Source organism: Enterobacter cloacae complex sp. SHL020 (assembly GCF_049236945.1).
GTDB classification, from domain to species: domain Bacteria; phylum Pseudomonadota; class Gammaproteobacteria; order Enterobacterales; family Enterobacteriaceae; genus Enterobacter; species Enterobacter dykesii.
In genome coordinates this window covers 459,648-472,483 of sequence record NZ_JBMKJF010000001.1, presented here as the reverse complement: position 1 = coordinate 472,483, position 12,836 = coordinate 459,648, and the positions used below count along the sequence as shown (strand labels likewise).

General features: G+C 55.7%; 11 protein-coding genes. 4 read left to right on the top strand and 7 right to left on the bottom strand.

From position 1 onward, the window contains the following. Positions 1-240: 240 nt before the first annotated feature. Positions 241-696 carry a hypothetical protein gene (locus ACOTZB_RS02165; protein WP_421626384.1) on the top strand — a complete coding sequence of 152 codons (456 nt, stop codon included), beginning with the start codon at positions 241-243 and terminating at the stop codon, positions 694-696. A gap of 75 nt (positions 697-771) precedes the next feature. Here ACOTZB_RS02165 and ACOTZB_RS02160 read toward each other — a convergent pair whose 3' ends face one another. The 4 genes from ACOTZB_RS02160 to ACOTZB_RS02145 form a co-directional block, all read right to left on the bottom strand. Then, a complete protein-coding gene (locus ACOTZB_RS02160; protein ID WP_421626383.1) occupies positions 772-1,431 on the bottom strand; it encodes an O-methyltransferase in 660 nt (219 codons plus the stop codon). Between the two features lie 76 nt (positions 1,432-1,507). After that, positions 1,508-2,887, bottom strand: coding sequence for an efflux transporter outer membrane subunit (locus tag ACOTZB_RS02155; protein WP_421626382.1), 1,380 nt, complete (start codon positions 2,885-2,887; stop codon positions 1,508-1,510). Beyond that, on the bottom strand, positions 2,887-3,966 hold the full coding sequence (locus ACOTZB_RS02150; RefSeq protein WP_126328478.1) for an HlyD family secretion protein: 1,080 nt from the start codon (positions 3,964-3,966) through the stop codon (positions 2,887-2,889). The genes ACOTZB_RS02155 and ACOTZB_RS02150 overlap by 1 nt, the downstream gene beginning before the upstream one ends. Before the next feature lie 22 nt (positions 3,967-3,988). Further along, positions 3,989-5,641 carry an MFS transporter gene (locus ACOTZB_RS02145; RefSeq protein WP_047061824.1) on the bottom strand — a complete coding sequence of 551 codons (1,653 nt, stop codon included), beginning with the start codon at positions 5,639-5,641 and terminating at the stop codon, positions 3,989-3,991. A gap of 203 nt (positions 5,642-5,844) precedes the next feature. On the opposite strand from ACOTZB_RS02145, the gene ACOTZB_RS02140 reads away from it, so the two are divergent. Next, positions 5,845-6,645: a YdcF family protein gene (locus ACOTZB_RS02140; RefSeq protein ID WP_421626381.1), complete on the top strand. Its 801-nt coding sequence runs from the start codon at positions 5,845-5,847 to the stop codon at positions 6,643-6,645. Between the two features lie 409 nt (positions 6,646-7,054). On the opposite strand, the gene gap is transcribed toward ACOTZB_RS02140, so the two are convergent. Further along, a complete protein-coding gene (gap, locus tag ACOTZB_RS02135; RefSeq protein ID WP_421626380.1) occupies positions 7,055-8,056 on the bottom strand; it encodes a type I glyceraldehyde-3-phosphate dehydrogenase in 1,002 nt (333 codons plus the stop codon). A 189-nt stretch (positions 8,057-8,245) separates the two neighbouring features. Between gap and cybB the strand changes: the two genes are divergently transcribed. Next, positions 8,246-8,776, top strand: coding sequence for a cytochrome b561 (gene cybB / locus ACOTZB_RS02130; RefSeq protein ID WP_047651233.1), 531 nt, complete (start codon positions 8,246-8,248; stop codon positions 8,774-8,776). 46 nt (positions 8,777-8,822) lie between these two features. Here cybB and ACOTZB_RS02125 read toward each other — a convergent pair whose 3' ends face one another. Both ACOTZB_RS02125 and ACOTZB_RS02120 read right to left on the bottom strand, forming a co-directional pair. Further along, positions 8,823-9,890, bottom strand: coding sequence for an oxidoreductase (locus ACOTZB_RS02125; RefSeq protein WP_421626379.1), 1,068 nt, complete (start codon positions 9,888-9,890; stop codon positions 8,823-8,825). 13 nt (positions 9,891-9,903) lie between these two features. Next, positions 9,904-10,647 (bottom strand): DeoR/GlpR family DNA-binding transcription regulator, encoded by a 744-nt coding sequence (locus ACOTZB_RS02120; RefSeq protein WP_047651235.1) that lies wholly within the window; start codon positions 10,645-10,647, stop codon positions 9,904-9,906. A 738-nt stretch (positions 10,648-11,385) separates the two neighbouring features. On the opposite strand from ACOTZB_RS02120, the gene ACOTZB_RS02115 reads away from it, so the two are divergent. Beyond that, on the top strand, positions 11,386-12,723 hold the full coding sequence (locus tag ACOTZB_RS02115) for a TolC family outer membrane protein (protein WP_047651236.1): 1,338 nt from the start codon (positions 11,386-11,388) through the stop codon (positions 12,721-12,723). Positions 12,724-12,836 lie beyond the last annotated feature (113 nt).

Genomic DNA, 12,836 nt, shown 5'->3' with positions numbered 1-12,836 from the left:
TGTGGGAGAGGGCGGATAACAAGAGTATAGAAACAGTCTTATAAAACATAATCTTAAGCAATAAAAAGACCATTTGGTATTTTTGTAATGCAACATAAAGTTCAAAAAAAACCAAATCTGACGATTTTTAGTTCATGCATAAAAAGCGCATAAGAGCATCTGTATCGCATAGGCATTTTTACACTAAAAGTCTAAAATCCATAAGCATATGATTAACCTTTATAAAATAGAGGTTTATATATGAAATTCAAATGGATTCTTATTGCTTCGACTATAAGCTTAATTCAAATCAGCTATGCGACCGAGATACCTCAACTTGGAGGTGTTAAGGCTGAAAGGCACCAGATATGCGGGAAAGGTATTGATGTTGAAATGGTCAGACTTGACAATAATTCTACATTACTGGGTCTTAAAAATAACCAAACACATAACATTGATTTATTCATATCACCTGATCAGGTTTCAGACGAGTTGAGCTATGCAAAATTCACCCCCGCAAAGTATGACGAACTTTCTAAAAGTTACGTAACAAAGGAAGATCCTGAGATAGAAATTGTTTGGGGCAGCTCTCGTGATGAAAACAAGCAGTTGAGTTATACCCTCGCGCTTGGGCCTCAAGTCTATAGTTGTACTAAGCTGCAAAAGTGGCCTAATGAAAAAGCTAATATGGTATATGGAGAGGAACAGGGATCATGAGATATGAGTGCGCCATACCTGGCGCACTTAGTTTGATAGAGGGGCCGGGGTGAGGGCATCAGCCGGCACAATTTTTCACCCGTTCACCATCGCCAGCGTAAACCCATCCCATCCCTTAACCCCCACCGTTTGCAGCGCGGTGGCGGTTAGGCGCGGGTTATCCCCAATCATTTCGATAAAACGCCGCACCCCCAGCACGCGCGCGTCGTCGCTTTGCCCGTTAATGACCTCTCCGTCGCGCACCACGTTATCGCCAATGATTATCGTGCCGGGACGGGAATAGTGCAGCGCCCACTCCAGATAGCCGGGATTGTTTGGCTTATCGGCATCAATAAAGATCAGGTCGAACGGCGGAACCTCACCGAAATTCTCCAGCGAGCTAAGCGCCGGACCCTCAATTAATTCAATGCGTTCGTTTAACCCAGCAAGCTGAATATTCTGGCGCGCAACGCGGGCATGTGTGGGATCGGCCTCAAGCGTAATCAGCTTTCCGTCCGGCGGCAGGGCGCGCGCCATCCAGATCGAGCTGTAAGCACCCAGCGTACCAATCTCCAGAACGCGCCGCGCCTGCGTCATGCGCACGAACAGCGCCAGCAGCTGTCCCTGATTGGCCGCCACGTCGTGTTCGGGCAGCCCGGCGCGCTTGTTGTTTTCCAGTACCTGACTCAGCACGTCATCGTCAGGGATCAGCGAAGAAATCATGTAATTATCTACTGCAGACCATTGTTGACGCATAGATTGACTCCTTGGATTTTTCTCCCTCTCCCTGTGGGAGAGGGGCGAGGTGAGGGCATCAGCGCGCAAGCCGGGTTCATGCACTCTTCCAGCCGCCGCCCAGCGCCCTGTACAAATCGATCTGCGCCAGCAGCAGGTTATTTTTCACCTGCACCACGCTGGTCTGCACCGAGTACAGCGTGCGCTGCGCGTCCAGCACGTCCAGATAGGAGGAGTAGCCGTTGCGATTGCGGTTCTGCGCAATGCGCAGCGTCTCCTGCGCCACATTCTGCTGGGCAAGCAGCTCGGTCAGCTGTTCCTGATAGCGCGTAATAGCATCAAGGCTGTTGTTCACTTCGGCAAACGCGTTACGCACGGTTTTTTCATAGGCGTACAGCGCCTGGTTACGCTGGGACTGGGAAATATCCACCTGCGCATTCAGCGCCTGGCGGTTCAGCAGCGGGGCGAGAATACTGCCCCCAACGCTCCAGAGCTGAAGCGGGTTGTCCAGCAGGCCGGACAGGGTGCGATCCTGTATCGATCCTGTCGCGGTCAGGTTGATCGACGGCAGCAGGCTCGCGCGCGACGCGGCAAGCGAGGCGTCGGCCGCAACCAGCTGGCGTTCGGCCTGAACGATATCCGGCCGACGGTTCAGGAGCGTAGAAGGCAGCTGTGACGGCAGCCTCAGCGGCGTTAGCGTCTCAAAGCTTTCGCTGCGCGCTACCGCCCCGGGATTGCTTCCCAGCAGCAGGCTGAGGGCGTTCTCCTGCTGTGCAATCTGATGCTGCAGCACGGGCACCTGCGCCCGCGTTGAGCGAAGCTCGGAATCCGACTGCATCAGTTCCAGACGCGAGCTGTAGCCCGTCTCAAACTGACGTTTCGCGAGGTTAAATGCCTCTTCGCGCGATTTCAGCGTGGATTCGGTCACCCGCAGCTGTTCGTCAAGCGAGAGCAGGGTGACATACCCGGACGCAACCGAAGACGCGACGGTCAAATCCGCGGCGGCAGCGGCGGCTTTTTGCGCCGCCAGCGAAGCCTCGGCGGCATTGGCCGTGCTGCGGTTGACGCCCCAGATATCCACGTCGTAGCTCGCCGTCAGGCTCCCTCTGTACAGCGTGCCGTAGACCGGCAGCCCGGTCGCGGCGGATTGTGAACGGGCGCGCGTCCCCGTTACGCCCGCATCAAGCGAGGGAAAGAGACTGCCGTCGGCCGCGAAGACCCGCGCCTGATACTCGTTTATCCGTTCGCGGGCGATCAGCACGTCGCTGTTATGCTGTAGCGCCTGATCCACATAGCGGTTCAGGTTGTTGTCATGAAAATTGCGCCACCAGAGCTGCTCCGTCGGGCTGGCAGGGCCGGAGACGGTGCGCCACTGGGTGGGGATGTGCAGCGTCGGCTGCGCCTGTTTCACGTCAACGGACTGGCATCCGGCCAGCATGACCGCTGCCACCAGCGTTGCTATCGGGCGAAGGATCATTACTTCGCCTCCCGCGTATCAATGGTCACCTGTACCGACATACCCGGACGCAGCAGCGCGGACTCCTCAGGCTTACCGAGCACCTCAATACGCACCGGAATACGCTGGGCAATTTTGACAAAGTTGCCGGTGGCGTTGTCCGGCGTGATGGCGCTGAACTCCACGCCGGTCGCCGGGGAGATGCTCTCCACGCGGCCCTGATAGGCTTTGTTGTTCAGGGCATCAACGGTGAATTTGACAGGCTGACCAACGCGCAACTCCGCGAGCTGGGTCTCTTTAATATTGGCGATGACCCAGTGCTGCGGAGGCACAAGGGTGGTGAGATGGGTTCCGGCGGTCACGTATGCCCCGAGACGAACGGCGATCTGACCCAGCTGGCCGTCACGCGGCGCCACAATACGCGTGTTTTGCAGATCGATCTGTGCCAGCTCCAGCGCCGCTTTTGCGTTTTCGACATCCGCCTCCAGCGCGCCGCGGTTCACAATCACCGTCTGCAGATCCTGACGCGACATCTCAAGCAAGGCTTTGGCCTGCTCGATGTCGGCGCTGCCCTGGGCCGCGCTGGCCAGCGCCGCATCGCGTTCGCGTACGGAAAGCGAGCCGTCAGCCGCCAGATCCTTCACGCGCTTTAAATCCGCCTGCGTTTTGAGGCTCTGGGCGCGGGCATTTTTCAGCGCCGCGTCGTTTTTGGCGATCGTCGCTTCGGCGCTTTTACGCTGCTGCAGGTTGTTATTGAGCGCGGCAATTTTCATCGCCAGCTGTGCCTCGGCCTGATGCACGCGCTGACGATAGATACGGTCATCAATCTGCAACAGCAGGTCGCCTTTTTTAACCTGCACAAAGTCCTGAACCTTCACCTCGGTGATATAGCCATTCACCTGAGGACTGATGAACGTCGTCTGGCCGCGCACGTAGGCGTTGTCGGTAAACTGCGCGTGGCGGGTGAACGGCGGCAGCTGCCACGCGTAAAGGATCACCAGCACGCCGACAATACCGATGGCAGCGGCGGTGAAAACGGAAACAATGCGCACATTTTTGCGGGTGTTGGCCTGCTCTTTAGCGGCATCCTGCTGACTCATAAACTCTCCAGAACTATTTCAATTATTTATTGCCGGTGGCGTTCTTCAGCGCCATACGGGCAGTGATGCGCAGGCGCAACAGGCGCCATAAAATCCAGACCAGCGTGGCGGCAGCGATGCCCGCCGTCAGCAGATAAGTATCGTTGTAAGCCAGAATATTCGCCTCAAGCGTCGTCACCGTTTGCAGCTGCGTGATCGCCTGCGTTCCCAGCAGCGAACTGTCGCCAATCAGGCTCCGGTACATCTGGGTGTAAATCTGGATACGCTCGTTGACCAGCGGATTGAGCGTGGTGAGCTGGTCCGCCAGCAGGCTGGAATGGTACTTCTCGCGCCAGGTCTGGAAGGTTCCGAGGATCGCGGAGCCCAGCAGGCCGCCGAGGTTCTGACTCATGCCGAACATCACCGAGAAGCTGACCAGGTTGCGCGGATCGGCGATCACCCCGCCAATGGCGGCCAGCATGGCGGGCGCCAGGAAGAAGGCGCTGCCGAAGCCCAGCAGAAACTGGCTGAGCATCAGCTGATCCGGCCGGGTCAGGTTGTTGGACTGGCTATCCAGCAGCGAGGCGACAATCATCAGCGCCAGGGAGGTGATAATCGGCCATGCAAGTTTCGTGGGTTTGATGGTAAGACAGCTGGTGACAATCCCGCAGACGATCCCGGCGAAAATGGACCACGCCAGGTGGGTCATCTGCTCGTTCTGTAACCCCACGTACTGCAGCCAGCCGATGACCCCAGTGTTTTGCTCTGCCAGCACGATACGGATCAGCAGCATGATGAGTCCCAGACGGACGATGCTGCCGCTCGACAGCCAGCGGGTGTTAAGCAGCGGGTTGGCGCGGTTATGTTCAAAGACGATGGCGGCCACAATCAGCACCAGCGATAGCGCCAGCGACCAGCCGATCCACGGCGCCTCGAACCACCAGTCAAGGCGGCCTAGAGAGAGCACGGCGCAGAGCAGGGCCATTCCGGGGGCCATTAAAAAGAAGGTGATGAAGTCTTTCTTCTCAAAGACCTTGCGCCTGTCGCCCGGGGGCAGTTTTAAGGCTATCACGCAGGCCAGGGAGATCAGCGCCAGCCCCAGCTCGAAGAAATAGAGCCCGCGCCATTCGTCCAGCTGCAGCAGTTCGGTTGAAAACAGGCGGGCCAGAGGAATGGCGAGCGACGACCCGGTAATCCCGATGGTGAGCGCCTTCAGGCGGTGCTTCGCAGGCCAGGCCTGGATCTGATAGTAAATCCCCAGCGAGCTGAGCGCGGCGGCCACCATCCCGTGCGCGGCGCGCACCATCAGCGCCGAGCTGAGATCGTTAACGAACAGGTGGAAAAAGGTCACCAGCACGTACAGCACCAGAAAACCTTCCGTGAAGGCGCGCAGGCCGTACTGCTGGCGGAACTTGACCAGCAGCAGGTTGATAGAGATGTTGGTCATGACGTAGACCGCGGGAAGCCAGGCGATTTCGGTCGACCAGGCGCCGAAGGTCCCCTGCAGGTTTTGCAGGTTGGCGGTCACCACCGCATTTCCCAGCGCTCCCGTCAGGCAGACCAGCAGGCCCACGACGCCGTAGGCAATCCGTTTTGGCGTACTGTGCTCGGGCGTGGAAGGGGAACCCAGCAGGGCGGGTTTCTCATGTGGCTGCCACTCGCGAGGAGCATAAGGGTCGCGTTCGGGCAGGCGCATAACGTCGTTTACCTTAGAAATGATTGAATAATTAGCGGGCTAGCGATTCTACGTCTGCCGCAAATGATAATTCAAGTGAATATGATTTACGCATGTTAATCAAATGTAGAAGGGAAGTTTAAGGAAAAAGAGCGGCCCGATGTCGCCGTTGTGTTGAGAACCTGAAGTCGCTACCCTGAAGGAATAGAGAGAAGGAGTTCATCATGGAACAGCCCCATTTTCCCATCCTGCCGGACGCCACGCTGGCGGCCATCAATACTGTCGGTGAATGGCTGGCGCAGGACGACCTGAGCGGCAGCCGCCAGCAACCGGACGTCGATGCGGTCATCCTGGCAGGGAACGCGGTGATCCCAACCATTGACGCGGCCTGCCGGATTGCCTCTCAGAAGAACGTGCCGCTTCTGATTAGCGGCGGCATCGGGCATTCGACCACCTTTTTATACGCCGCCATCGGCAGTCATCCGCGTTATCACACCGTACCGGTCACGGGGCGGGCCGAAGCGAGCATTCTTGCCGACATTGCGCGGGCGTTCTGGCAGATCCCCGAGGCGCAGCTGTGGGTTGAGGATCAATCCACCAACTGCGGTGAAAACGCGCGCTTTAGCTGGAATATGCTGAAACAGCATCAGCGAGTGACCGGGCGGGTGCTGGTGGTGCAGGACCCGACGATGCAGCGCCGTACGATGTCGACGTTTGCCCGCGTTTGTCGGGATGAGCCCGTATCACCGCAGTGGATAAGCCATCCCGGGTTTACGCCAACGCTGCAAAATGGCAAAGAGGGCGTGGAATTTATCGCGGGCAATAGCGGACTGTGGCCCGTTGACCGCTACATTTCACTGGTTCTGGGTGAGCTGCCGCGTTTGTATGATGACGTTAACAGCTATGGCCCGGCCGGGCGGGATTTTATCGCGCATGTTGAATTCCCTGAGGCGGTGATTGCCGCGTGGAAACAGCTGCAGCAGGATCCGGTCCTCGCGGATGCGTTGGCCAGACGCTCGATTTAAGGGTGTAATCAGAAGCGATAACAACCGCTTCAGAATAACCTTTGGCTTACAGCAATGTCCTGGTCCGGCTGTATATCGCCGAAGCGTTTCCGTAAGGCCGGGGCGAGGCGCAGGGATGCGCCGAGAGGGCGTGGCCTGCAGGGATGCAGGCTCATGCCCGACCCGATAGCCTGAAGGAATAAGCTGAGGGGACCGCGAAGCGGCGATTTACCGCCGGGAGCCCGGGTTGCCAGGGTGGTGGCGATTGAGCCACCCTGGCACGTTCACCGGTTATGTCGTTAAAGAGTAGCAAGGAACATAAAGTGAACGGAATGACCACTACACCCGTATGTTCCCCTCACCCTAACCCTCTCCCACAGGGAGAGGGGATGCTTCACTGCTCATATTAACCCTTAATAAAGGCATAGAATCACAGCGCCGCAAACTTATCCAGCGTCCGCACCAGCTGCGTCACAAAACCGTACTCGTTGTCATACCATGCGACGGCTTTCACCAGCTGCAGCTCTCCCGCTTCTGACACCTCCGTCTGCGTGGCGTCAAACACCGAACCGTAATGCGAGCCAATAACATCGGACGACACAATCTCTTCGTCGGTATACCCGAACGATTTATTGCCCTGCGTCGCCTTTTTCAGCGAGGCGTTGATCTCCTCAACGGTCACTTTCTTGCCGAGAATCGCCACCAGCTCGGTGACCGAACCCGTTTTTACCGGCACGCGCTGCGCGTGGCCTTTCAGCTTGCCGCTGAGCGCAGGGATCACCAGACCGATGGCCTTTGCCGCACCGGTGGTGTGGGGAATGATATTCTCTGCTGCCGCCCGCGAAGCGCGAAGGTCTTTCCCGCGCGGGCCATCCACCAGCGCCTGCGTACCGGTATAGGCATGAATGGTGGTCATGGTGCCCACTTTTATTTCAAACGCATCGTTCAGGGCTTTCGCCAGCGGGGCGAGGCAGTTGGTGGTGCAGGATGCGACGGAAATAATGGTGTCACTGGCGTCAATGGTGTCGTCATTCACGCTGTAGACGATGGTTTTCATCTCACCCGCTGGCGCAGAGATCAGCACTTTCTTCGCGCCGGCGTCCAGGTGCGCCCGTGATTTTTCTTCTGAAGTATAAAAGCCGGTGCACTCCACGACGATATCCACGCCTGCGGCTTTCCACGGAATGTGCTTCGCCTCTTTTTCGGCATACACCGCAATGGTTTTACCGTCCACAATCAGCGCATCCTCGGTGAAATCGACGCTCCACGGGAAGCCACCGTAGTTGGAATCATGCCTGAGCAGGTAGGCCAGCACTTTCGGTGAGGTGAGGTCGTTGATGGCGACGACGGTATTGCTGTCCTGGGTTTCAAGAAGGCGACGCAGTACAAGGCGCCCAATGCGTCCAAAGCCGTTAATGCCAATTTTACTCATGGTGTTCTCCTGTAAACGTGTCGATACGACAGTTTGAACTCATCCAGGCTTAGACCATCACGGACAGGGCGGCAATTGAAGATGCTTCATGCGGGAGGAAGTATTTGAAAAACCATACAGAAAAGTTAATGAATTTTTAAGGAAAGGGGATTATGTTGGCGCGATAACTGTTTTTAATCGGGAAATCACATGCGCACTAAATATACAAGCCTGCAAATCGGCATCCACTGGCTGGTGTTTCTGTTAATCATCGTCGCCTACTGCGCCATGGAGTTCAAAGGTTTCTTCCCTCGCACCGCTCGTCCAGCGATCAATATGATCCACGTCTCGTGCGGTATCAGTATCCTGGTGCTGATGGTGACGCGTCTGCTGGTTCGCCTGAAATTCCGCGCGCCGCCGATTCAGCCGAAGCCAAAAGCGATGGTGACGGGGATGTCTCATCTGGGGCACCTGGTGGTGTATCTGCTGTTTATTGCGCTGCCGCTAATTGGCATTGTGATGATGTATAACCGGGGGAGCGAATGGTTTGCTTTCGGCCTGGCGATGCCGCATGCGGCGGAGTCCAATTTTGACCTGGTTGATGTGCTGAAAGAGTGGCACGAGACGCTGGCGAACCTGGGCTATTTTGTGATTGGCCTGCACGCGGCGGCGGCGCTGATGCACCACTATTTCTGGAAAGATAATACCCTCCTGCGCATGATGCCGAATAAGCGTCAATAAAGGCGAAAAACAGGCCGGGTAGGCGCAGCGCCACCCGGCCTGTTTTTTAACTCAGCAGCGCACGCTCTTCATCAGTTAACTCCAGCGGCTGCGTTGACCCCGTCTCCGACGACTTCACCGCCGCTTCCAGCACGGCCATGACGGCCAGTGCCTCAACAGGGTGGACAGGGTTAGTGATTTTCCCGAGCAGCGCATCACGTACGTTGACGTAATACTGGCGCTGATCGCCTTTCGGGGTAGGGATCGTCTGCGGTGCGCCGTTAGCCCCAAAGAACACCATGCTGTCGCTGTCTTCGCCCCAGGTTTCACTGCCGGGAGTTACCCCTGAGAGCAACTGCGCTTCCTGCTGATCGATTCTGGCTTTTACCACGCTGCCCTTGTCCCCGTGTACGGTAAAGCGTGCCGTACCGCCAGCAACCAGCATGCTGGCGTGCAGAATGACCTTATGCTCCGGGTAATTTAAGACCACGTGCGCCCAGTCGTTAATTTCTGCGCCGTCGCGCAGCGTCGCGATATTCCCCTGAACCGACTGCGGCAGGCCAAAGAGCTGTAGCGTCTGGTCAATCAGATGAGGACCCAGATCAAACCACAGACCGCTCCCGGGTACGTTCTGCTCGCGCCAGCGTACGCGAACTTCCGGGCGGAAACGGTCGATGTGTGATTCCAGGTGCTTAACCTTGCCGAGCGTGCCTTGCTCGATAATCTGCTTAATGCCGAGGAAATCGCTGTCCCAGCGGCGGTTGTGGAAGACCGAGAGCAGCAGCTGCTTTTCATCCGCCAGCGCAATCAGGTCGCGGGCTTCCTGCATGTCGAGGGTAAAAGGTTTATCCACGACCACGTGTTTACCCGAGTTCAGGGCAAGCGTCGCCAGCGGGGCGTGCGTGGCGTTGGGGGAGGCAATCACCACCAGATCGATATCAGGATGCTGAATAGCCTCTTCCGGTGTCGCCACCACCTGTACGTCCGGCAGATCGCGTTTAACCTTCTCTTCATCACGAGAAGAGACCACGGCGAGGTTAATCCCGTCCACAGACTGGATCAGCGGGGCATGGAAGGTTTTACCGACAAATCCATACCCGATCAGCGCAATGTTGATTGTTTGAACTTTACTCATGACCTTCTCCACGTTAATTCGCGCACACCGTAACCTGCAGTGCGCTATGGTCCCCAAGCTCAGGCCAGGGACGATCTAAAAAGAGTTGTTGGATGCTGGATAACCCGGAAACCAGATACGGCTCGCAGCGGTTAATTTTCAGGTGGTCGGCGACAATCCAGTGCGCATGGCTTGCGTCGAGCATCGCGCGTTTAACCTCGGCATCCGCTTCTTTACCGGCGCTCAACCCGAGTTCGGCATGAATGGCGCACGCCCCAAGAATGGCGATATCTGCCCGATACCGGGACAGCAAAGACAGCGTGGCGCTGCCGGCAAACAGTCGCTGCTTGTGGTCCCATTTTCCGCCGAGCAGGATCAGCTCAATATCTTCCCGGTCGCTAAAATGCTGGGCGATATCCAGCGACGTGGTAATGACGGTGAGCGGCCCCTGAAGAAAGGTGGCGACGGCCATAACCGTGCTTCCGGCATCCAGAAACAGGGTGGAGCCCGGTGGAACCTGCTTTGCAACCAGCTTACCCAGGCGCTGTTTGGTCTCCGGCAGCAGCGTGTTGCGTCCATGACGATTCATGGCGGAAAGGTTGAGCGCGATGGCTCCGCCGTGGTTCTTCTGCGCAAGGCCCTGGTTTTCCAGGTCGGTCAGATCCCGACGGATGGTGTCCGCTGATACCTGCAGCTTTTCTGCCAGCTCGGTGATGGTGGCCTGGCCTTGCTCGCTGAGTAAATCCAGGACGTAGCGTTGACGAGCGGTTTTGTGCATGAGGGACATTCCTGCAAAATGTTGCAATAGTTTGCATAATACAGCATTTAGCCGCAGAGAGAAGAGGAATGTCCTTAGGACGATGTGCAGAGGCATGATGATTCAGATGCGTGATTATTAAAATATTATTAAGCAGGTATAAGTAAGCCGTTTTGAATGTTAATCACTATGTTATTGTTATGTTTTATTTAACGGTTTGGATTATGCAACCAGTGCATTGCTTCTGAGTGGATTAAAAAGCTGATTTATTCGTAATTATTGGTATTTAATTGCTTACATTAGTTATTTAATGGTTTTTCATTTCAGTCAAATCCGCCGGGTTACTTAAACTGACACTTCTTTGAAAATCTTTGTGTCTGACCCGCGCTGAAATTAACGCAAAAATGTGCATATTACGAATTAGGAATTTTCCTTAAATAACAGTGGGTTTATATGTTTCATTTGAAAGTCTATTTTCAGTGTTTTGTCCAGAAACCCCATGTTTTTTCTTATTTGTAACACCGCATTAACATTGTGGGTGTAGTGGGCTATACCGCATTTTGTTATGCTGCTAACCACTTTAAGAAATAAGTAAATTCTTAATTGAAATTAGACGCAGGCAGATCTCATCTCCAATGGAAATGGGTGTGGGGAGTATTACCTTAAATTCAGCAAGGTAGCTAAATAAGATATTTGTCTAATTATCTATACCTCTTCTTGGGTATTTGCTTGAGTAACACTCAGAGTCAGGGAGATAACATGACGATATTACGAAAGCCTATGTTACGCCGATTTACAGCAGCACTGGCATTCATTTCATTAGCCATAAATACGGCGTACGCCAATAGCAGTCAGGTGGGCATTGCCCCGGTTGCCACGACAACCTTAAAAGAAAGTATTCTTTTTGCGATCGATCGCGATCCGTCAATTAGTCAACAGGCCGCGCAATTAGGCATTGGGCAGGCACAAATAGATGAAGCGCGCAGCGGCTGGATGCCGCAAATATCGCTGAACGGAAGTACAGGGCACAGCCAGACCACCGATTCCAGCGGGTCGCTGAAGAATTCAGCCGCCTGGGGGCTGAGCCTGACGCAGCTGCTGTACGATTTTGGCAAAACCAATAACAGCATCAGCCAGTCCTCCGCCCAGCGCGATAGCTACCGCTATCAGCTGATGGGCACGCTTTCGGACGTGGCGGAGAAAACGGCGCTGAGCTATGTAGAGGTCAAACGCTATTCCGATCTGCTGCAGGCGGCAATTGATAACGTTCAGGCGCTCAAAAACGTCGAGCAGCTGGCAAAGCTGCGCGCAGACGCGGGCGTGAGTTCCACCTCCGATGAGCTTCAGACCCGCACGCGCATTGCCGGCATGCAGGCGACGGTCGCGCAGTATCACGCCGCCTTAAACAGCGCGCGCGCCAGGCTTGCGGTATTAACCGGAATGCAGGCAGAGGCCTATTCGCCGGTGCCCGCGAATCTTGCCGTGGAGCCTGACTCGCTGAACCGCATCGATTATTCCCTGATACCGGCGGTGATGGCCGCGCAGAACATGGAACGTTCGGCTCAGTATGGCGTGGAAACGGCGAAGTCCCAGCACTGGCCGACGTTAAGCCTGAAGGGTGGGCGCACCCGTTATGAATCGGACAACCGTTCCTACTGGGACGACCAGATACAGCTCAATATCGACGCGCCGCTGTATCAGGGGGGCGCGGTTTCCGCGCGCGTTCGGCAGGCGGAAGGCGCACGGGCCATGGCCTCCTCTCAGGTCGATCAGGCGCGTTTCGATGTCCTGCAAAAAGCCTCCGTCGCGCAGGCGGACTGGACCGGCGCACGGGGACGAATGGAGGCGGGGAAGCAGCAGCTGGAAAATGCCCTGCGGGCCCGCGATGTTTATAAAAATGAATACACCCTGAGCAAGCGCAGCATTAACGATCTGCTCAGCGTTGAGCAGGATGTCTGGCAGGCCACCTCAGCGAAAATAATCGCCGAGTATGACGGCTGGAGTTCGGCAATTAATTATGCTTCCGCGGTTGATAATTTGATGCCGCTTATCGGAATAGAGAAAAACGCAGCCGCAAAATTACCCGATTTGAGTTAAAAAAAGACGCGCCTTTCTGCGCGAAATAAGTCTGACAATAATGGGTGTTTTTTCCCAGGGATAGCTACATCCGTCTGGTGGACATATCCACAGGAATCCGTACACCTGCAAGG

Coding starts and splice junctions, on each gene's coding strand:
- ACOTZB_RS02165 (WP_421626384.1), top strand. CDS start 241: ATGAAATTCAAATGGATTCTTATTGCTTCGACTATAAGCTTAATTCAA.
- ACOTZB_RS02160 (WP_421626383.1), bottom strand. CDS start 1,431: ATGCGTCAACAATGGTCTGCAGTAGATAATTACATGATTTCTTCGCTG.
- ACOTZB_RS02155 (WP_421626382.1), bottom strand. CDS start 2,887: ATGATCCTTCGCCCGATAGCAACGCTGGTGGCAGCGGTCATGCTGGCC.
- ACOTZB_RS02150 (WP_126328478.1), bottom strand. CDS start 3,966: ATGAGTCAGCAGGATGCCGCTAAAGAGCAGGCCAACACCCGCAAAAAT.
- ACOTZB_RS02145 (WP_047061824.1), bottom strand. CDS start 5,641: ATGCGCCTGCCCGAACGCGACCCTTATGCTCCTCGCGAGTGGCAGCCA.
- ACOTZB_RS02140 (WP_421626381.1), top strand. CDS start 5,845: ATGGAACAGCCCCATTTTCCCATCCTGCCGGACGCCACGCTGGCGGCC.
- gap (WP_421626380.1), bottom strand. CDS start 8,056: ATGAGTAAAATTGGCATTAACGGCTTTGGACGCATTGGGCGCCTTGTA.
- cybB (WP_047651233.1), top strand. CDS start 8,246: ATGCGCACTAAATATACAAGCCTGCAAATCGGCATCCACTGGCTGGTG.
- ACOTZB_RS02125 (WP_421626379.1), bottom strand. CDS start 9,890: ATGAGTAAAGTTCAAACAATCAACATTGCGCTGATCGGGTATGGATTT.
- ACOTZB_RS02120 (WP_047651235.1), bottom strand. CDS start 10,647: ATGCACAAAACCGCTCGTCAACGCTACGTCCTGGATTTACTCAGCGAG.
- ACOTZB_RS02115 (WP_047651236.1), top strand. CDS start 11,386: ATGACGATATTACGAAAGCCTATGTTACGCCGATTTACAGCAGCACTG.